This is a genomic window from Streptomyces sp. NPDC025806, assembly GCF_055558275.1.
Genome location: NZ_JBVHMU010000006.1, coordinates 387,172 through 407,824, shown reverse-complemented (window position 1 = coordinate 407,824; position 20,653 = coordinate 387,172). Strand labels below are relative to the sequence as shown.

At 70.5% G+C, this 20,653-nt stretch carries 15 protein-coding genes; 1 reads left to right on the top strand and 14 read right to left on the bottom strand.

The window, feature by feature from the left end:
• The first annotated feature begins 9 nt into the window (after positions 1-9).
• Complete coding sequence (locus ACZ4E1_RS17370) at positions 10-2,712, top strand: fumarate reductase/succinate dehydrogenase flavoprotein subunit (protein ID WP_467539941.1); 2,703 nt, start codon at positions 10-12, stop codon at positions 2,710-2,712.
• Between the two features lie 211 nt (positions 2,713-2,923).
• Here the strand turns inward: ACZ4E1_RS17370 and recQ are convergent, their stop codons facing one another.
• The 14 genes from recQ to ACZ4E1_RS17300 all read right to left on the bottom strand — a co-directional run bounded on the left by recQ (position 2,924) and on the right by ACZ4E1_RS17300 (position 20,649).
• Entirely contained in the window at positions 2,924-4,855 is a 1,932-nt protein-coding gene (gene recQ / locus ACZ4E1_RS17365; protein WP_467539940.1) for a DNA helicase RecQ, read from the bottom strand.
• Positions 4,856-5,048: 193 nt separating this feature from the next.
• Entirely contained in the window at positions 5,049-6,698 is a 1,650-nt protein-coding gene (gene nuoN / locus ACZ4E1_RS17360) for an NADH-quinone oxidoreductase subunit NuoN (protein ID WP_467539939.1), read from the bottom strand.
• Between the two features lie 8 nt (positions 6,699-6,706).
• On the bottom strand, positions 6,707-8,281 hold the full coding sequence (locus tag ACZ4E1_RS17355) for an NADH-quinone oxidoreductase subunit M (RefSeq protein ID WP_467539938.1): 1,575 nt from the start codon (positions 8,279-8,281) through the stop codon (positions 6,707-6,709).
• A 5-nt stretch (positions 8,282-8,286) separates the two neighbouring features.
• The gene (gene nuoL, locus ACZ4E1_RS17350; RefSeq protein WP_467539937.1) at positions 8,287-10,182 is read right to left on the bottom strand and encodes an NADH-quinone oxidoreductase subunit L; all 1,896 of its coding nucleotides are present in this window, start codon (positions 10,180-10,182) and stop codon (positions 8,287-8,289) included.
• Between the two features lie 13 nt (positions 10,183-10,195).
• Entirely contained in the window at positions 10,196-10,495 is a 300-nt protein-coding gene (nuoK, locus tag ACZ4E1_RS17345) for an NADH-quinone oxidoreductase subunit NuoK (RefSeq protein WP_161299832.1), read from the bottom strand.
• The gene (locus tag ACZ4E1_RS17340; protein ID WP_467539936.1) at positions 10,492-11,319 is read right to left on the bottom strand and encodes an NADH-quinone oxidoreductase subunit J; all 828 of its coding nucleotides are present in this window, start codon (positions 11,317-11,319) and stop codon (positions 10,492-10,494) included. Before ACZ4E1_RS17340 ends, nuoK begins: the two co-directional genes overlap by 4 nt.
• The gene (gene nuoI, locus ACZ4E1_RS17335; RefSeq protein WP_467539935.1) at positions 11,316-11,942 is read right to left on the bottom strand and encodes an NADH-quinone oxidoreductase subunit NuoI; all 627 of its coding nucleotides are present in this window, start codon (positions 11,940-11,942) and stop codon (positions 11,316-11,318) included. Before nuoI ends, ACZ4E1_RS17340 begins: the two co-directional genes overlap by 4 nt.
• On the bottom strand, positions 11,935-13,329 hold the full coding sequence (gene nuoH, locus ACZ4E1_RS17330) for an NADH-quinone oxidoreductase subunit NuoH (protein ID WP_467539934.1): 1,395 nt from the start codon (positions 13,327-13,329) through the stop codon (positions 11,935-11,937). The genes nuoI and nuoH overlap by 8 nt, the downstream gene beginning before the upstream one ends.
• Positions 13,326-15,827, bottom strand: a complete 2,502-nt coding sequence (locus tag ACZ4E1_RS17325; RefSeq protein WP_467539933.1) for an NADH-quinone oxidoreductase subunit G — start codon at positions 15,825-15,827, stop codon at positions 13,326-13,328. Before ACZ4E1_RS17325 ends, nuoH begins: the two co-directional genes overlap by 4 nt.
• Entirely contained in the window at positions 15,824-17,185 is a 1,362-nt protein-coding gene (gene nuoF / locus ACZ4E1_RS17320; RefSeq protein WP_467539932.1) for an NADH-quinone oxidoreductase subunit NuoF, read from the bottom strand. Before nuoF ends, ACZ4E1_RS17325 begins: the two co-directional genes overlap by 4 nt.
• Positions 17,182-18,042 (bottom strand): NADH-quinone oxidoreductase subunit NuoE, encoded by an 861-nt coding sequence (nuoE, locus tag ACZ4E1_RS17315; RefSeq protein WP_467539931.1) that lies wholly within the window; start codon positions 18,040-18,042, stop codon positions 17,182-17,184. The genes nuoF and nuoE overlap by 4 nt, the downstream gene beginning before the upstream one ends.
• Complete coding sequence (locus ACZ4E1_RS17310; RefSeq protein ID WP_188337455.1) at positions 18,039-19,361, bottom strand: NADH-quinone oxidoreductase subunit D; 1,323 nt, start codon at positions 19,359-19,361, stop codon at positions 18,039-18,041. Before ACZ4E1_RS17310 ends, nuoE begins: the two co-directional genes overlap by 4 nt.
• Complete coding sequence (locus tag ACZ4E1_RS17305) at positions 19,361-20,098, bottom strand: NADH-quinone oxidoreductase subunit C (protein WP_188337456.1); 738 nt, start codon at positions 20,096-20,098, stop codon at positions 19,361-19,363. The genes ACZ4E1_RS17310 and ACZ4E1_RS17305 overlap by 1 nt, the downstream gene beginning before the upstream one ends.
• A complete protein-coding gene (locus ACZ4E1_RS17300) occupies positions 20,095-20,649 on the bottom strand; it encodes a NuoB/complex I 20 kDa subunit family protein (protein ID WP_016640165.1) in 555 nt (184 codons plus the stop codon). Before ACZ4E1_RS17300 ends, ACZ4E1_RS17305 begins: the two co-directional genes overlap by 4 nt.
• Positions 20,650-20,653: the final 4 nt, after the last annotated feature.

The following is a 20,653-nucleotide window of genomic DNA, read 5'->3' as shown; positions in this document are numbered from 1 at the left end:
GGCCCCGCCATGGACATCCCCGCACTCGCCGACGCCGAGGAACTGACCTGCGACGTCCTCGTGATCGGGGGCGGCACCGCAGGAACCATGGCCGCGCTGACCGCCGCCGAGCGCGGCGCGGACGTGCTGCTCCTGGAGAAGGCGCACGTCCGCCACTCCGGCGCCCTGGCCATGGGCATGGACGGCGTCAACAACGCGGTCGTGCCCGGCCGGGCCGAACCCGACGACTACGTCGCCGAGATCACCCGCGCCAACGACGGCGTCGTCGACCAGTCCACCGTCCGCCAGACCGCCACCCGCGGCTTCGCCATGGTCCAGCGCCTGGAGTCGTACGGCGTGAAGTTCGAGAAGGACGAGCACGGCGAGTACGCGGTCCGCCAAGTGCACCGGTCCGGCTCGTACGTGCTGCCCATGCCCGAGGGCAAGGACGTCAAGAAGGTCCTCTACCGGCAACTGCGGCGGCGCGAGATGCGCGAACGCATCCGCATCGAGAACCGCGTCATGCCCGTCCGGGTCCTCACCGCCGAGGGCCGCGCGGTCGGCGCGGCGGGCTTCCACACCCGCACCGGCCGGTTCGTCACCGTCCGGGCGGGCGCCGTGATCCTCGCGACCGGCGCCTGCGGCCGCCTCGGCCTGCCCGCCTCCGGCTACCTGTACGGCACCTACGAGAACCCCACGAACGCGGGCGACGGGTACGCCATGGCCTACCACGCGGGCGCCACGCTGACCGGCATCGAGTGCTTCCAGATCAACCCGCTCATCAAGGACTACAACGGCCCGGCCTGCGCCTACGTCGCCAACCCTTTCGGCGGCTACCAGGTCAACCGGCACGGCGAACGCTTCGTCGACTCCGACTACTGGTCGGGCCGGATGATGGCGGAGTTCGCGGCCGAGGTCGCCTCCGACCGGGGCCCGGTCTACCTCAAGCTCAGCCATCTGCCCGAGGAGTCCGTCGCCGCCCTCGAAGGCATCCTGCACTCCACCGAACGCCCCACCCGCGGCACCTTCCACGCGGGCCGCGGCCACGACTACCGCACCCACGACGTGGAGATGCACATCTCCGAGATCGGCCTGTGCGGCGGCCACTCCGCGTCCGGCGTCCGCGTCGACGACCACGGCCGCACCACCGTGCCCCGCCTGTACGCCGCCGGCGACCTCGCCTGCGTCCCGCACAACTACATGATCGGCGCCTTCGTCTTCGGCGACCTGGCGGGCGGCGACGCCTCGCGGTACGCGGCCTACGAGGGCGAGCTGCCGCCCGATCAGCTGCGCGCCGCCCACGAGTTGATCTACCGTCCGCTGCGCCACCCGGACGGCCCGCCGCAGCCCCAGGTCGAGTACAAGCTGCGCCGCTTCGTGAACGACTACGTGGCGCCGCCCAAGTCCGGTGCCCGCCTTTCGCTCGCCCTGGAGCACTTCGAGCGGATGCGCGCCGACATCGCCGCCATGGGCGCCCTCACCCCGCACGAACTCATGCGCTGCGCCGAGGTCTCCTTCATCCGCGACTGCGCGGAGATGGCCGCCCGCTCCTCGCTGGCCCGCACCGAGTCCCGCTGGGGGCTCTACCACCAGCGCACCGACCACCCCGGGCGCGACGACTCCGGCTGGCTGCACCACCTTGATCTGCGCAAGTCCCCCTCCGGCGCCATGGAGTTCACGGCGCGCCCCGTCGAGCCCTACGTCGTCCCCGTCGACGAGTTCACCCCGCCCGGCGGCCCGTCCCGGCACCTCGGCGAGGTGCACCCCCTGCCGGTCGCCACGGCGGGCGCCCGCGACATCGCGCCGACCGGCTCCGCCGCGCCCCGGGAATCCGCCCGGCCCGACGAACCCGCCGCCTCCCGCTCGCCTCGCCTCCTCGAACTCAACGCCCTGGCCGAACGCGACCTCGAACTCGCCGACCTCACCCCCTACTTGACCGACCCCGACGCCACCGTGCGCCGGGCCGCCGTCGCCACCCTCACCGAGACCGCGCCGCCCGGCGCGGGCACCGCCCTGGCCGGCGCACTCGCCGACGACTCCCCCGGCGTACGCGCCACCGCCTGCGCCTCGCTGCGAGAACTCGTCGAGGTCCTGCCGCGGGAGCCCGAGCTCGCCGCGGCCCTGACCGGCGCCCTCCACGCCCCCGATCCGCTGGTGCGGGCCACCGCCCTGGACGTCCTGCGCGCCCTGCGCCTGGGCGCCGCCGACGCCTACCTCCGACTGCTCGACGACCCCGGCATCGAGGTCCGGATCGCCGCCGTCCGCGCCCTGGTCTCCGTCGACGCCCAGGACACCCTGGCCTCGGCCCGCACCGACCCGGCGCGCGAGGTACGGGTCGCCGTCGCCCGCGGTCTCGCCGCGCCCGACGCGCTGGACCCGCTGCTCGGCGACCCGGACGCCCTGGTCCGCGCGGCGGCCTTCGGCACGCTCGGGGCCGTGGGGTGCCCTCCCGCGCACACCGACCTGGCCGTGGCGGCTCTCGCCGACCCGGCCTGGCAGGTCCGGGCGGGCGCGGCCACGGCGCTGGGCTCCGCCGCGGCGGGCCCTGCCGTGCGGGCGCTCGCCGAGGTGCTGGCCGACGCCAACGCCGATGTCCGCAAGGCCGCGGTCCTCGCCCTACGGCGCCATGTGGGCGTCTCCTCCGCCGCGCGGGATGCGCTGGCGCGGGCGGTGCGGGACGCTGACGCGGACGTCAGAGCGTATGCGTCCCGCGCGACCCGCGATGCGCCGTAGCTACGCTTCTTCGTCACCGGGTGCGGGCCCGGTGGGGGCTGGTCGCGCAGTTCCCCGCGCCCCTGGAGATGCGCACTTCGTGCGCGATCTCCATCGGGGCGGTGCCCCATCGGGGAAATGCGGCGCGAAGCGCCATGCATTTCAGGGGCGCGGGGAACTGCGCGAGAAGCCCCACCGGACCCGCAGACGAAACCCGCACCCCACCCCCGGGTCACCAGTCGATGTCCTCCGGAGGCTCGGCCTCGTCGAGAGGTTCGGGCTCCGGCGCGGACGGCGCCTCGGCACCGTCGAGGCCGGCCAGAACGGCGAGGACGCCCTCCCCCCACGTCGCGAGCTTCTTCTCGCCGACGCCACCGATCGTGCCGAGTTCCGCGACCGACGCCGGCCGGCGCACCGCGATCTCCCGCAGCGTCGCGTCATGGAAGATGACGTACGCCGGAACCCCGTTCTCCTTCGCCTGGGCGCCCCGCCAGGCCCGCAGCGCCTCGAAGACGGGCACCAGCTCGGCGGGCAGCTCGGCCGCCGCGGCAGCGGTACCGCCCCCGGACTTCGACCGCCGGGCCCGCGGAGCGGACACCGGCTTCGCCTCCTTGCGCAGCCGCACCTCCCGCTCCCGCCCGAGCACCGACCCGCTCTCCTCCGTGAGCACGAGCGTCCCGTACTCACCCTCGACCGCGATCAGCCCCTGCGCCAGCAACTGCCGCACCACGCCCCGCCATTCGGCCTCGGCCAGCTCCTCGCCGATGCCGAACACGGAGAGCTGGTCGTGGTCGAACTGGATCACCTTCGCGGTGCGCTTGCCGAGCAGGATGTCGATGATCTGGCCCGCGCCGAACTTCTGCCGCCGCTCCCGGTCGAGCCGCACCACGGTGGAGAGGATCTTCTGCGCGGCGACGGTCCCGTCCCAGGTCTCCGGCGGGGTCAGGCACGTGTCGCAGTTGCCGCAGGACTCGGTGGCCTCCTGCCCGAAGTACGTGAGGAGCTGGGCGCGCCGGCACTGCGCCGTCTCGCACAGCGCCAGCATCGAGTCCAGATGCGAGGAGGCCCGGCGCCGGAACGCCTCGTCGCCCTCCCCCATGTTGATCAGCTTGCGCTGCTGCACGACGTCCTGGAGCCCGTACGCCATCCAGGCCGTGGAGGCGAGGCCGTCGCGGCCCGCGCGGCCGGTCTCCTGGTAGTAGCCCTCGACGGACTTCGGCAGATCCAGGTGGGCCACGAAGCGCACGTCCGGCTTGTCGATGCCCATGCCGAACGCGATGGTCGCGCAGACGACGAGGCCCTCCTCGCGCAGGAACCGCGACTGGTGCGCCGCACGCGTGCCCGCGTCGAGGCCCGCGTGGTACGGCACGGCCTCGATCCCGTTCTTCGACAGGTACTCGGCGGTGGCCTCGACCGACTTGCGCGACAGGCAGTAGACGATGCCCGCGTCACCCTCGTGCTCGGCGCGCAGGAAGGACAGGAGCTGCTTCTTCGGGTCGGCCTTGGGGACGATCCGGTACTGGATGTTGGGGCGGTCGAAGCTCGCGACGAAGTGCCGGGCGTCGGGCATGCCGAGCCGCTGGGTGATCTCCTGGTGCGTCGCGTGCGTCGCGGTCGCCGTCAGCGCGATGCGCGGCACGTCCGGCCAGCGCTGCCCGAGCACCGACAGGGTGAGGTAGTCGGGACGGAAGTCGTGGCCCCACTGCGCCACACAGTGCGCCTCGTCGATGGCGAAGACGGAGATCTTGCCGCGCGAGAGGAGGTCGAGGGTGGAGTCCAGACGGAGCCGCTCGGGCGCCAGGTACAGCAGGTCCAGCTCGCCCGCGAGGAACTCGGCCTCGACCGTGCGGCGCTCGTCGAAGTCCTGCGTCGAGTTCACGAACCCGGCGCGCACGCCGAGCGCCCGCAGCGCGTCCACCTGGTCCTGCATGAGCGCGATCAGGGGCGAGACGACGATGCCCGTACCGGGTCTGACCAGGGCCGGGATCTGGTAGCACAGCGACTTTCCGCCGCCGGTCGGCATGAGCACGACCGCGTCGCCGCCGCTCACCACGTGCTCGATGACCGCTTCCTGCTCACCGCGGAAAGCGTCGTAGCCGAACACCCGGTGGAGCGTGGCGAGGGCCTCGCTCTGCACGGCCTCGCGCTCCGTCACCTCAGTCATACCCTCTGTCCCGTCGTCATCCCCGACCCCTTGCCTCGACCTCTGCCTCGACCTCTGCACCCACGATAGGGGGCCGGACCGACAACCCTCGAAGTTATCCACAGGCTCGGGACGCGGCTCGGGACATGCCGGTGCCCGGCGCCCCCTCCCAAGGGCACCGGGCACAGGAACACACGGTCGAACGAGGACCGCGCTACCGCACGAACACCCCGGCCTGGCTCGCCAGGTCCAGGAAGTACTGCGGCGCGAGGCCCAGCACGATCGTGACCGCCACACCCACACCGATCGTCATCATGGTCAGCGGCGACGGCACGGCCACGGTCGGGCCGTCCGCCTTGGGCTCGCTGAAGAACATGAGGACGATCACGCGGATGTAGAAGAACGCGGCGATCGCGGACGAGATCACACCGACCACGACCAGACCGCCCGCCCCGCCCTCGGCCGCCGCCTTGAACACCGCGAACTTTCCGGCGAAGCCGGAGGTCAGCGGGATGCCGGCGAAGGCGAGGAGGAAGACGGCGAAGACGGCGGCGACCAGCGGCGAGCGCCGGCCGAGCCCCGCCCACTTCGACAGGTGCGTGGCCTCGCCGCCCGCGTCGCGCACCAGCGTGACGACGGCGAAGGCGCCGATGGTCACGAAGGAGTACGCGGCGAGGTAGAAGAGGACCGACGAGACGCCCTGCGGGGTCGTCGCGATGACACCGGCGAGGATGAAGCCGGCGTGCGCGATCGACGAGTACGCGAGGAGCCGCTTGATGTCGGTCTGCGTGATGGCGACGACCGCACCGGCGAGCATCGTGACGATCGCCACAGCCCACATGACCGGCCGCCAGTCCCAGCGCATCCCCGGCAGCACCACGTAGAGCAGCCGGAGCAGGGCGCCGAAGGCCGCGACCTTGGTGGCCGCCGCCATGAAGCCGGTGACCGGCGTCGGGGCGCCCTGGTAGACGTCGGGCGTCCACATGTGGAACGGCACGGCGCCGACCTTGAAGAGCAGCCCCATGACGACCAGCGCCATGCCGATGAGCAGCAGCGCGTCGTTGCCCATCGTGTCGGCGAGGGCCGGGTTCACGGTCGGCACGGTGCCGTCGACGACCTCGGCCAGCGTGGCGTACGAGACGGAGCCCGCGTAGCCGTACAGGAGCGCGATGCCGAAGAGGGTGAACGCGGAGGCGAAGGCGCCGAGCAGGAAGTACTTGACCGCGGCCTCCTGCGACATGAGCCGCTTGCGGCGGGCCACGGCGCACAGCAGGTACAGCGGGAGCGAGAAGACTTCCAGGGCGATGAACAGGGTCAGCAGGTCGTTCGCCGCGGGGAAGACCAGCATGCCGCCGATCGCGAACAGGGCGAGCGGGAACACCTCGGTGGTGGTGAACCCGGCCTTGACCGCGGCCTTCTCGCTGTCGCTGCCGGGCACGGCGGCGGCCTGCGCGGCGAACGAGTCGACGCGGTTGCCGTGCGCCTCCGGGTCGAGCCGACGCTCGGCGAACGTGAAGATCGAGACGAGTCCGGCGAGCAGAATGGTCCCCTGGAGGAAGAGGGCCGGTCCGTCGACGGCGATCGCGCCCATGGCCGCGATGTGCGCCTTGGTCGTCCCGTATCCGCCGGCGGCGAGGCCGACGACGGCCGCGAACGCGGCGGCGATCGCGACGATCGCCAGGAATGCCTGCGCGTAGTAGCGCTGCCTGCGCGGGACGAAGGCCTCGACGAGGATGCCGAGGACCGCGGCGCCGATCACGATCAGCGTCGGGGACAGCTGCGCGTACTCGATCTTCGGCGCGTCGATCTTCGCGATCGGGTCGGCCGCCGCTGTCCACAGGGTGTGGACGGTCGGGGCAGTCACGAGAGCACTCATTTGTGAGCCGCCTCCACTTCCGGCTTCGGGTCCTTCTTGTGGACGTCGGACAGGGTGTGCTTGACCGCCGGGTTCACCAGCTCGGTGAGCGGCTTCGGGTACACACCGAGGAAGATCAGTACGCCGATCAGCGGGACCACGACCGCGAGCTCACGCACCCGGAGGTCCGTGATGCCCTCGGTCGACGGCTTCACCGGGCCGGTCATGGTGCGCTGGTAGAGGACCAGCGTGTAGAGCGCGGCGAGGACGATGCCGAAGGTCGCGATGATCCCGATGACCGGGTAGCGCGTGAACGTGCCGACCAGGACCAGGAACTCGCTGACGAACGGGGCGAGTCCGGGCAGCGACAGGGTCGCCAGGCCGCCGATCAGGAAGGTGCCGGCGAGCACCGGGGCGACCTTCTGCACGCCCCCGTAGTCGGCGATGAGGCGCGAGCCGCGGCGCGAGATCAGGAATCCGGCGACCAGCATGAGCGCGGCCGTCGAGATGCCGTGGTTGACCATGTAGAGCGTCGCGCCGGACTGGCCCTGGCTGGTCATCGCGAAGATGCCCATGATGATGAAGCCGAAGTGCGAGATCGACGCGTAGGCGACCAGGCGCTTGATGTCGCGCTGGCCGACGGCGAGCAGCGCCCCGTAGACGATGCTGATGAGCGCCAGGACGAGGATCGCCGGCGTCGCCCACTTGCTGGCCTCCGGGAAGAGCTGGAGGCAGAAACGGAGCATCGCGAAGGTGCCGACCTTGTCGACCACGGCCGTGATGAGCACGGCGACCGGGGCCGTGGCCTCGCCCATCGCGTTCGGCAGCCAGGTGTGCAGCGGCCACAGCGGGGCCTTCACCGCGAAGGCGAAGAAGAAGCCGAGGAAGAGCCAGCGCTCGGTGCTGGTCGCCATCTCCAGGGAGCCGTTCGCGCGGGCGGTGGCGATCTCCTGGAGCGAGAAGTTCCCCGCGACCACGTAGAGGCCGATGACGGCCGCCAGCATGATGAGGCCGCCGACGAGGTTGTAGAGGAGGAACTTGACCGCCGCGTACGAGCGCTGGGTCGCGGCCTCCTTCTCGCCGTGCGGGCCCGCGCGGTCCCCGAAGCCTCCGATGAGGAAGTACATCGGGATGAGCATGGCCTCGAAGAAGATGTAGAAGAGGAAGACGTCGGTGGCCTCGAAGGAGAGGATCACCATCGCCTCGACCAGGAGGATCAGGGCGAAGAAGCCCTGCGTCGGCCGCCAGCGTGAGCTGCCGGTCTCCTGGGGGTCGGCGTCGTGCCAGCCGGCCAGGATCACGAACGGGATGAGCAGCGCGGTCAGCGCGATGAGCGCCACCCCGATGCCGTCCACGCCCAGCTCGTAGCGGACGCCGAAGTCCTTGATCCAGGTGTGGGACTCGGTGAGTTGGTAGCGGTCGCCGGTCGGGTCGAAGCGGACCGCGACCACCGCCGCGACCGCGAGTGTCGCGACCGAGAACAGCAGCGCGAGCCACTTGGCCGCGGTGCGCTGTTTCGCCGGCACGGCGGCCGTGACGATCGCCCCCACGGCCGGGAGCGCCGCCGTCGCTGTCAGCAGAGGAAAGGACATCGGTATCAGACCGCCCTCATCAGCAGGGTCGCGGCGACGATGAGTGCCGCACCGCCGAACATCGAGACGGCGTACGAGCGCACGTAGCCGTTCTGGAGCTTGCGCAGCCGGCCGGAGAGTCCGCCGACCGAGGCCGCCGTCCCGTTGACCACCCCGTCGACCAGGGTGTGGTCCACGTAGACGAGCGAGCGGGTGAGGTGCTCGCCGCCGCGTACGAGGACGACGTGGTTGAAGTCGTCCTGGAGGAGGTCGCGGCGGGCGGCCCGGGTGAGCAGCGAGCCGCGCGGGGCGACGACGGGGACCGCGCGGCGCCCGTACTGGAGCCAGGCGATGCCCACGCCGATCACGAGGCACACCATGGTGGCCCCGGTGACCGCGGCCGCGCTGATCGGCGCGTGCCCGTGGTCGTGACCGGTGACCGGCTCCAGCCAGTTGAGGAAGCGGTCCCCGAGGGAGAAGAAGCCACCGGCGAAGACCGAGCCGAACGCGAGGACGATCATCGGGATCGTCATGGACGAGGGCGACTCGTGCGGGTGCGGCTCGTGGCCGTCCGCGTCCGGCTGCCAGCGCTTCTCGCCGAAGAACGTCATGATCATCACGCGGGTCATGTAGAACGCGGTGATCGCGGCGCCCAGCAGCGCGACGGAGCCGAGGATCCAGCCCTCGGTCCCGCCCTTCGCGAAGGCCGCCTCGATGATCTTGTCCTTGGAGAAGAAGCCCGACAGGCCCGGGAAGCCGATGATGGCCAGGTAGCCGAGGCCGAACGTCACGAAGGTGACCGGCATGTACTTGCGCAGGGCGCCGTACTTGCGCATGTCGACCTCGTCGTTCATGCCGTGCATGACCGAACCGGCGCCGAGGAAGAGCCCGGCCTTGAAGAAGCCGTGCGTCACCAGGTGCATGATCGCGAACACGTAGCCGATGGGGCCGAGGCCCGCGGCGAGGATCATGTAGCCGATCTGCGACATCGTCGAGCCGGCCAGCGCCTTCTTGATGTCGTCCTTCGCGCAACCGACGATCGCACCGAACAGCAGCGTGACCGCACCGACGATGGTGACGACCAGCTGGGCGTCCGGCGCCCCGTTGAAGATCGCGCCGGAGCGGACGATCAGGTAGACACCCGCGGTCACCATGGTCGCGGCGTGGATGAGGGCCGAGACCGGGGTCGGGCCCTCCATCGCGTCCCCGAGCCAGGACTGCAGCGGCACCTGCGCCGACTTGCCGCACGCGGCGAGCAGCAGCATCAGGCCGATCGCGGTGAGCTTGCCCTCGGAGGTGTCGCCGACGCTGCCGAGCACGGGGCCGAAGGCGAAGGTGCCGAAGGTCGTGAACATCAGCATGATCGCGATCGACAGGCCCATGTCGCCGACACGGTTGACCAGGAACGCCTTCTTCGCGGCGGTGGCCGCGCTCGGCTTGTGCTGCCAGAAGCCGATGAGCAGGTACGAGGCGAGGCCCACGCCCTCCCAGCCGACGTACAGGAGCAGGTAGTTGTCGGCGAGCACCAGCAGGAGCATCGCCGCGAGGAACAGGTTCAGGTAGCCGAAGAAGCGGCGGCGCCGCTCGTCGTGCTCCATGTACCCGATCGAGTAGATGTGGATCAGCGTGCCCACACCGGAGATCAGCAGCACGAACGTCATCGACAGCTGGTCGAGCTGGAACGCGACGTCCGCCTGGAAGCCCTCGACGGGGATCCAGCTGAACAGGTGCTGGGCGAGCGTGCGGTCCTCCGGGCCCTTGCCCAGCAGATCGGAGAAGAGCACGACGGCGATCACGAAGGAGGCGGCCGCGAACACGGTGCCGAGCAGATGACCCACCCGGTCCAGTGCCCGTCCGCCGCAGAGCAGGACGGCCGCTCCGAGCAGTGGCGCCGCTACCAGCAGCGCAATCAAGTTCTCCACTGGTTGCGACCCCTTACAGCTTCATCAGGCCGGCGTCGTCGACCGAGGCCGAGTGGCGGGTACGGAACAGCGACACGATGATCGCGAGCCCGACCACGACCTCCGCGGCGGCGACGACCATCGTGAAGAACGCGATGATCTGGCCGTCGAGATTGCCGTGCATCCGGGAGAACGCGACGAACGCGAGGTTGCACGCGTTCAGCATCAGCTCGATGCACATGAACACGACGATCGCGTTCCGCCTGATGAGCACGCCGGTGGCGCCGATCGTGAACAACAGGGCGGCGAGATACAGGTAGTTGACCGGATTCACTTCGACGCCTCCTCTGCCTTGTCGCGGGAGCCGCGCTCCAGCCGCTCGGCCGAACGCTGCTCCAGGGCCTTGAGGTCGCTGAGCGCCTCACCGGACACGTCCCGGATCTGGCCGCGCTCGCGCAGCGTCTGCATGACCGTGAGCTCCGACGGGGTGCCGTCGGGCAGCAGGCCCGCGATGTCCACCGCGTTGTGCCGGGCGTAGACGCCGGGGGCGGGCAGCGGCGGCAGGTGCTTGCCCTCGCGGACGCGCTGCTCGGCCAGCTCGCGCTGGGTCTTGGCCCGCTCGGTGCGCTCCCGGTGCGTGAGCACCATCGCGCCGACGGTCGCCGTGATGAGCAGGGCGCCGGTGATCTCGAAGGCGAAGACGTACTTGGTGAAGATGAGGGCGGCGAGGCCCTCCACGTTCCCGTTCGCGTTCGCCTGGCCGAGGCCGGTGAACTGCGTCAGCGACGCGTTCCCGATCCCCGCGATCAGCAGGACGCCGAAGCCGATCCCGCACAGGGCGGCGAGCCAGCGCTGCCCCTTGATGGTCTCCTTCAGGGAGTCGGCGGCGGTGACACCGACGAGCATGACCACGAAGAGGAACAGCATCATGATCGCGCCCGTGTAGACGACGATCTGGACGATGCCCAGGAAGTACGCCCCGTTGGCCAGGTAGAACACCGCGAGGATGATCATGGTCCCGGCCAGGCACAGGGCGCTGTGCACGGCCTTCTTCATCAGGATCGTGCACAGGGCGCCGATGACGGCGACGGTGCCGAGGACCCAGAACTGGAAGGCTTCACCGGTCGAGGTGGTGTAGGCGGCCAGTTGCGCGCTCATGCCTCCACCTCCTCTTCCTGAGGCTTCTCGCCCTTGGAGACGGCCACCTGGCGCTCGGTGCCGGGCGCGGCCTCGGTCACCAGGCCCCGGTAGTAGTCCTGTTCGTCCATCCCCGGGTAGATCGCGTGCGGGGTGTCGACCATGGTGTCTTCGAGGCCGGCGAGCAGCTGCTCCTTGGTGTAGATCAGGTTGGCCCGGCTGCTGTCCGCGAGTTCGAACTCGTTCGTCATCGTCAGCGCGCGCGTGGGGCACGCCTCGATGCACAGGCCGCACAGGATGCAGCGGGCGTAGTTGATCTGGTAGACGCGGCCGTAGCGCTCACCCGGGGAGTAACGCTCCTCCTCCGTGTTGTCCGCGCCCTCCACGTAGATGGCGTCCGCCGGGCAGGCCCACGCGCACAGCTCGCAGCCGACGCACTTCTCCAGGCCGTCCGGATGGCGGTTGAGCTGGTGCCTGCCGTGGAAGCGGGGAGCAGTGGTCTTCGGTTGCTCCGGGTACTGCTCGGTCAGCCGCTTCTTGAACATGGCCTTGAAGGTCACGCCGAAGCCTGCGACAGGGTTCATGAACCCGGGCGCTGTGTCCTTCTCGTTCTTCTCGCTCATCTCGTTCTTCTCGTCAGCCATCGGACGCCTCCTTTCCGTCACGAGATCCGCCGAGTGACGCGTCACTCTGAGTATCGGGGCCGCCACTGACAATCAACTCGCCCTCGCGGCGCGAGCGTCGGCGCGGCACGGGCGGCAGGGACTGTCCGGGCAGCGGTGGCACCGGGAATCCGCCCGCCATCGGGTCGAAGGCCGCCGGTTTCGCCGCCGCCTCGGCCTCGGCCTGCTTGGCGCCCCGGTCGCGGAAGATGTCCACGACGAACGAGAGCAGCAGGAGCACGAGGATGCCGCCGCCCACGTAGAGGGCGATCTCGGCGAAGTCGTAGTTCTCGTTCTGCAGCGTCCGCACGGTGGCGACGAGCATCAGCCACACCACGGAGACCGGGATGAGGACCTTCCAGCCGAGCTTCATCAGCTGGTCGTAGCGCACACGCGGGAGCGTGCCGCGCAGCCAGATGAAGAAGAACAGCAGCAGCTGGACCTTGACGACGAACCAGAGCATCGGCCACCAGCCGTGGTTCGCGCCCTCCCAGAACGTGGAGATCGGCCACGGTGCGCGCCAGCCGCCCAGGAAGAGCGTCACGGACACCGCGGAGACCGTCACCATGTTCACGTACTCGGCGAGCATGAACATCGCGAACTTGATGGACGAGTACTCGGTGTTGAAGCCGCCCACGAGGTCGCCCTCGGACTCCGGCATGTCGAACGGCGCGCGGTTCGTCTCACCGACCATCGTCACGATGTAGATGAGGAACGAGACGGGCAGCAGCACGATGTACCAGCGGTCGTGCTGCTGGGCGACGATCTCCGAGGTGGACATCGAGCCCGAGTACAGGAAGACCGAGGCGAACGCGGCGCCCATCGCGATCTCGTAGGAGATCATCTGCGCGCAGGAGCGCAGGCCGCCGAGCAGCGGGTACGTGGAGCCGGAGGACCAGCCGGCGAGGACGATGCCGTAGATGCCGACCGAGGCGACCGCGAGGACGTAGAGCATCGCGATCGGCAGGTCGGTGAGCTGCATCGTGGTGCGCGTGCCGAAGATCGAGATCTCGTTGTCGGCGGGTCCGAAGGGGATCACCGCGATCGCCATGAAGGCCGGGATGGCCGCGACGATCGGCGCGAGGACGTAGACCACCTTGTCCGCGCGCTTGACGATGACGTCTTCCTTGAGCATCAGCTTGATGCCGTCGGCGAGCGACTGGAGCATGCCCCAGGGGCCGTGCCGGTTCGGGCCGATGCGCAGCTGCATCCAGGCGACGACCTTGCGCTCCCACACGATGGAGAACAGCACGGTCACCATCAGGAAGGCGAAGCAGAACACCGCCTTGACGAGGACCAGCCACCAGGGGTCGCGGCCGAACATGGACAGGTCTTCGAGGGCGAGCGGGTGCAGTGCCGTCGGGCTCATGACTCCACCTCCGGGGCGCCGGCTGCGACGGCCGGGCCGATCTTCACCAGGTCGCCGGGGACGGCGCCCGTGTCCGAGGCGACGCCGCCGCCCACGGAGTTCAGCGGGAGCCAGACCACCCGGTCGGGCATCTGCGTGACCTGGAGCGGCAGTGCGACGGTGCCGGCCTTGCCGGTGACCGCGAGGACGTCGCCGTCCTTGACGCCCGCCTCGGCGGCCGTCGCGGCCGACACGCGCGCGTGGGCGGCGTGCCGGGTACCGGCGAGCGCGTCGTCGCCCTCCTGGAGACGGCCCAGGTCGAGCAGCAGCCGGTGTCCGGCGAGGACCGCCTCGCCCGCGGCGGGCCGCGGGGCCGCGACCGCGGTCTCCAGCGGCTCGGTGGCGTGCGGTCCGTCCCAGCCTCCGAGCCGGTCCAGCTCGGAGCGGGCGGAACGCAGGTCCGGCAGGCCCAGGTGGACGTCCATGGCGTCGGCGAGCATCTGCAGCACGCGCAGGTCGGTCGGCGCCAGGGGGCGGGTCATCTGGTCCGGCTTGAGCGCGGCCTCGAACATCCGCGCCCGGCCCTCCCAGTTGAGGAACGTGCCCGCCTTCTCGGCGACCGCGGCCACCGGAAGGACGACGTCGGCGTGCTCGGTGACCTCGCTCGGCCGCTGCTCCAGGGAGACCAGGAAACCGACCTCGTGAAGGGCTTCACGCGCGCGTGCCGGGTCGGGCAGGTCGGCGATCTCGACGCCGGCCACCACGAGGGCCCGCAGCGCGCCGCCCGCGGCGGCCTCCACGATCTGGCCCGTGTCGCGCCCGTAGCTGTGCGGGAGTTCGGCCACCCCCCACACGGCGGCGACCTCCTCCCGCGCGCGCGGGTCGGTCGCAGGGCGGCCGCCCGGCAGCAGCGAGGGCAGCGCCCCGGCCTCGATCGCGCCGCGCTCACCGGCCCGGCGCGGGATCCACACCAGCTGCGCGCCGGTCGCGGACGCGGCCCGTACGGCGGCGGTGAGGCCGCCCGCGACGGCCGCGAGCCGCTCGCCGACGACGATGACCGCACCCTCGGAGCGCAGCGCCTCGGCGGCGGCCGCTCCCCCGGTCTCCAGGCCGACGCCGGAGGCGAGCGCGTCCAGCCACTCGGTCTCGGTGCCGGGCGCAGCCGGCAGCAGCGTGCCACCCGCCTTCTCCAGGCCGCGCGTCTCGTGCGTGGCCAGCGAGAACACCTTCTGGCCGTGCCCGCGCCACGCCTTGCGGAGCTTCAGGAAGACGCCGGGCGCCTCCTCCTCGGACTCGAAGCCGACGAGCAGCACGGCGGGCGCCTGCTCCAGCTTCGTGTACGTGACGCCGCTGCCGTCGAGGTCGCGGCCCCGTCCGGCGACGCGCGCGGCGAGGAAGTCGGACTCCTCACCGCTGTGCACGCGCGCGCGGAAGTCGATGTCGTTCGTGGCGAGCGCGACCCGGGTGAACTTGCTGTACGCGTAGGCGTCCTCGACGGTGAGCCGGCCGCCGGTGAGGACACCGGCCCGGCCGCGCGCCTCGGTGAGCCCGCGCGCGGCGGCCTCCAGGGCCTCCGGCCAGGACGCGGCGCGCAGTTCACCGGTCTCGGCGTCGCGCACCTGCGGGGTGGTGAGCCGGTCGGGCTTCTGCGCGTACCGGAAGCCGAAGCGGCCCTTGTCGCAGATCCACTCCTCGTTGACCTCGGGGTCGTTCGCCGCGAGGCGGCGCATGACCTTGCCGCGCCGGTGGTCGGTGCGGGTGGCGCAGCCGCCCGCACAGTGCTCGCACACCGACGGCGAGGAGACGAGGTCGAAGGGCCGGGAGCGGAATCGGTACGCCGCCGAGGTCAGCGCGCCGACGGGGCAGATCTGGATGGTGTTCCCGGAGAAGTACGACTCGAACGGGTCGCCCTCGCCGGTGCCGACCTGCTGGAGCGCGCCGCGCTCGATCAGCTCGATCATCGGGTCGCCCGCGATCTGGTTCGAGAAGCGGGTGCAGCGGGCGCACAGGACGCACCGCTCGCGGTCGAGCAGCACCTGGGTGGAGATCGCGACCGGCTTCTCGTAGGTGCGCTTCTTGCCCTCGAAGCGCGAGTCGCCCTGGCCGTGCGACATCGCCTGGTTCTGCAGCGGGCACTCGCCGCCCTTGTCGCAGACCGGGCAGTCCAGGGGGTGGTTGATGAGCAGCAGCTCCATGACCCCCTTCTGCGCCTTCTCGGCGACCGGGGAGGAGAGCTGGCTCTTGACGACCATGCCGTCGGTACAGGTGATGGTGCAGGAGGCCATCGGCTTGCGCTGGCCCTCGACCTCGACGATGCACTGGCGGCAGGCGCCGGCCGGGTCGAGGAGCGGGTGGTCGCAGAACCGGGGGATCTCGATGCCGAGCAGTTCGGCGGCGCGGATGACCAGGGTCCCCTTGGGGACGCTGATCTCGATGCCGTCGATCGTCAACGAGACGACGTCCTCGGGCGGGACCGCCGCCGCGCCGCCCCCGGAGGGAGCGCCCGTGGTCACAGTCATGCGTTCACCTCCGTGCGGTGCTGGTCGGCCCACAGGGTCGACTTGGCCGGGTCGAAGGGGCAGCCCTTGCCCGTGATGTGCTGCTCGTACTCCTCGCGGAAGTACTTGAGCGAGGAGAAGATCGGCGAGGCGGCGCCGTCGCCGAGGGCGCAGAACGACTTGCCGTTGATGTTGTCGGCGATGTCGCTCAGCTTGTCGAGGTCGTCCATGGAGCCCTTGCCGGCCTCGATGTCGCGCAGCAACTGGACGAGCCAGTACGTGCCTTCGCGGCAGGGCGTGCACTTGCCGCAGGACTCGTGGGCGTAGAACTCGGTCCAGCGGGTGACGGCGCGCACGACGCAGGTGGTCTCGTCGAAGCACTGCAGGGCCTTGGTGCCGAGCATGGATCCGGCGGCGCCGACGCCCTCGTAGTCGAGGGGCACGTCGAGGTGCTCCTCGGTGAACATCGGGGTGGAACTGCCGCCGGGGGTCCAGAACTTGAGGCGGTGGCCGGGCCGCATGCCGCCGCTCATGTCGAGGAGCTGGCGCAGCGTGATGCCGAGCGGGGCCTCGTACTGGCCGGGCGAGGCGACGTGGCCGCTGAGCGAGTAGAGCGTGAAGCCCGGGGACTTCTCGCTGCCCATCGACTTGAACCAGTCCTTGCCGCGGTTCACGATCGCGGGAACCGAGGCGATGGACTCGACGTTGTTCACGACAGTGGGGCACGCGTACAGACCGGCGACCGCGGGGAAGGGGGGACGCAGCCGGGGCTGGCCGCGGCGTCCTTCGAGCGAGTCCAGGAGTGCGGTCTCCTCACCGCAGATGTACGCGCCCGCGCCCGCGTGCACGGTGAGTTCGAGGTTGAGGCCGGACCCCAGGATGTTCTCGCCGAGGAAGCCGGCGTCGTACGCCTCGCGGACGGCCTCGTGCAGACGACGCAGTACGGGGACCACTTCGCCGCGCAGGTAGATGAAGGCGTGCTCGGAGCGGATCGCGTAGCAGGCGATCACGATGCCCTCGATGAGGCTGTGCGGGTTGGCGTACAGGAGCGGGATGTCCTTGCAGGTCCCCGGCTCCGACTCGTCGGCGTTGACCACGAGGTAGTGCGGCTTGCCGTCGCCCTGCGGGATGAACTGCCACTTCATGCCGGTGGGGAAGCCCGCGCCGCCGCGTCCGCGCAGGCCCGAGTCCTTCACGTAGGCGATGAGGTCGTCCGGCGTCATCGCGAGGGCCTTGCGCAGGCCCTCGTAGCCCTCGTGTCGGCGGTAGACGTCCAGGGACCAGGAGCGGTCCTCGTCCCAGAACGCCGACAGGACCGGCGCGAGCAGCTTCTCGGGGCTGGACTCGTTGTTCTCGATCTCGGCTGCCAAGGTCATCACTCCCCCTCCTCGGCGGTCGGACCCGCGGGGTGGTCGGGGTCGGAGGCCGATGTGTCCTGCGGCGCGTCGTGCGAGCTCAGGTGCTCGGTGGGCGAGGGCTCGTGGGGCTGTTCGCCCTCGGGCGCCGCCGCGCGCGGGTGGACCACGCGGGCGGGCGGGGTCTCGCCCTTGGCCAGGCGCAGGCCGACGAGCGAGGCGGGGCCCGCGCTGCCGCCGGCCTCGACGGCGCCTTCGCGCGCGTCGGGGAAGCCGGCGAGGATGCGCGCGGTCTCCTTGAAGGTGCACAGCGGGGCGCCGCGGGTGGGCGACACCTCGGCGCCGGCGCGCAGGTCGTCGACCAGGCGCGTGGCGGACTGCGGCGTCTGGTTGTCGAAGAACTCCCAGTTGACCATCACCACGGGAGCGAAATCACAAGCGGCGTTGCACTCGATGTGCTCCAGCGTGATCTTGCCGTCCTCGGTGGTGCCGTTGTTGCCGACGCCGAGGTGCTCCTGGAGCGTCTCGAAGATGGCGTCGCCGCCCATGACCGCGCACAGGGTGTTGGTGCAGACGCCGACCTGGTAGTCGCCGCTCGGCTTCCTGCGGTACATCGTGTAGAAGGTCGCGACGGCGGTGACCTCGGCGGTGGTGAGGTCGAGCAGGTCCGCGCAGAACTGCATGCCGGTGCGCGTGACGTGCCCCTCCTCCGCCTGCACGAGGTGCAGCATCGGCAGGAGCGCCGAGCGGGAGCCGGGGTAGCGGGCGATGATCTCGCGCGCGTCGGCCTCCAGGCGGGCGCGGACGTCGTCCGGGTAAGCGGGCGCGGGCAGTTGCGGCATGCCCAGGCTGACGCCCTGCTCCGAAGAACTGGTGGTCACCGGTCGACGCCTCCCATCACGGGGTCGATGGAGGCGACGGCGACGATGACGTCGGCGACCTGGCCGCCCTCGCACATCGCCGCCATGGCCTGCAGGTTGGTGAAGGACGGGTCGCGGAAGTGGACCCGGAAGGGGCGGGTGCCGCCGTCGGACACGGCGTGCACCCCGAGCTCGCCCTTGGGCGACTCCACGGCGGCGTACGCCTGTCCCGGCGGGACGCGGAAGCCCTCGGTCACCAGCTTGAAGTGGTGGATGAGGGCCTCCATGGAGGTGCCCATGATGTTCTTGATGTGGTCGAGCGAGTTGCCGAGCCCGTCGGGCCCGAGGGCCAGCTGGGCGGGCCAGGCGATCTTCTTGTCGCCGACCATGACCGGGCCCGGGGCGAGCCGGTCCAGGCACTGCTCGACGATGCGCAGCGACTGGCGCATCTCCTCCAGGCGGATCAGGAAGCGTCCGTAGGAGTCGCAGGTGTCGGCGGTCGGGATCTCGAAGTCGTAGTTCTCGTAGCCGCAGTACGGGTCGGTCTTGCGCAGGTCGTGCGGCAGGCCCGCCGAGCGCAGGATCGGTCCGGTGGCGCCGAGGGCCATGCAGCCGGCCAGGTCGAGGTAGCCGACGTCCTGCATACGGGCCTTGAAGATGGGGTTGCCGGTGGCGAGCTTGTCGTACTCCGGCAGGTTCTTCTTCATCTTCTTCACGAACTCGCGCAGCTGGTCCACCGCGCCGGGCGGCAGGTCCTGGGCGAGTCCGCCGGGCCGGATGTACGCGTGGTTCATGCGCAGGCCGGTGATGAGCTCGTAGATGTCGAGAATCAGTTCACGATCGCGGAAGCCGTAGATCATGATCGTGGTCGCGCCGAGCTCCATGCCGCCGGTGGCGATGGCGACGAGGTGCGAGGACATCCGGTTCAGCTCCATGAGGAGCACGCGGATGACGGAGGCCCGGTCGGGGATCTCGTCGGTGATGCCGAGCAGCTTCTCGACGGCGAGGCAGTACGCCGTCTCGTTGTAGAACGGCGTCAGGTAGTCCATGCGGGTCACGAACGTGGTGCCCTGCGTCCACGTGCGGTACTCGAGGTTCTTCTCGATGCCCGTGTGCAGGTAGCCGATGCCGCAGCGGGCCTCGGTGACCGTCTCGCCGTCGATCTCCAGGATCAGCCGCAGCACGCCGTGCGTGGACGGGTGCTGGGGACCCATGTTGACGATGATGCGCTCGTCGTCGGACTTGACCGCGGACTGGACGACCTCGTCCCAGTCGCCGCCGGTGACCGTGTAGACGGCACCTTCGGTGGTCTCGCGGGGCGATGCAGAAGGAGTAGACATCAGCTGTACGACCTCCGCTGGTCCGGAGCCGGGATCTGGGCGCCCTTGTACTCGACGGGGATGCCGCCGAGCGGGTAGTCCTTGCGCTGCGGGAAGCCCTGCCAGTCGTCCGGCATCATGATCCGCGTCAGCGCGGGGTGGCCGTCGAAGACGATGCCGAAGAAGTCGTACGTCTCGCGCTCGTGCCAGTCGTTCGTGGGATACACGGAGACCAGGGACGGGACGTGCGGGTCCGTGTCCGGCAGCGACACCTCCAGGCGGATCAGCCGGCCGTGGGTGAGCGAGCGCAGGTGGTACACGCAGTGCAGCTCGCGGCCCTTGTCCCCCGGGTAGTGCACGCCGGAGACGCCGGTGCACAGTTCGAAGCGGAGCGCCGGGTCGTCGCGCAGCGTCTGGGCGACCCGCACCAGGTGCTCACGCTCGATGTGGAAGGTGAGCTCGTCGCGGTCGACGACCGTCTTGTCGATGGCGTTCTCGGGGACGAGGCCCTGTTCCTCCAGGGCGCCCTCCAGCTCGTCGGCGACCTCGTCGAACCAGCCGCCGTAGGGGCGGACCGCCTCGCCGGGCAGCCGGATCGAGCGGACAAGTCCGCCGTAACCCGACGTATCGCCACCATTGTTGGCGCCGAACATGCCGCGCTGGACGCGGATCTCCTCACCCTGGTCGCCTCGCTGCCCCGGGAGGTTGGAGGCGCTGAGGTCCTTCTCGGGGTTCACCCCGTTGTTCTCGCCGCTCACCGCAGCAGCCCCTTCATCTCGATCGTCGGGAGCGCCTTGAGCGCCGCTTCCTCCGCCTCGCGGGCCGCCTCCTCGGCGTTCACGCCGAGCTTGGAGGTCTGGATCTTCTGATGGAGCTTGAGGATCGCGTCCATCAGCATCTCGGGCCGCGGCGGGCAGCCGGGCAGGTAGATGTCCACCGGCACGACGTGGTCGACGCCCTGCACGATCGCGTAGTTGTTGAACATCCCGCCGGACGAGGCGCAGACACCCATGGAGATGACCCACTTGGGGTTGGGCATCTGGTCGTAGACCTGGCGCAGGACGGGGGCCATCTTCTGGCTCACGCGTCCGGCGACGATCATCAGGTCCGCCTGGCGGGGCGATCCGCGGAACACCTCCATGCCGAACCGCGCCAGGTCGTAGCGGCCCGCGCCGGTCGTCATCATCTCGATGGCGCAGCACGCGAGCCCGAACGTGGCGGGGAAGACGGACGACTTGCGCACCCATCCCGCGGCCTGCTCGACGGTGGTCAGCAGGAATCCGCTCGGCAGCTTTTCTTCGAGTCCCATAGCT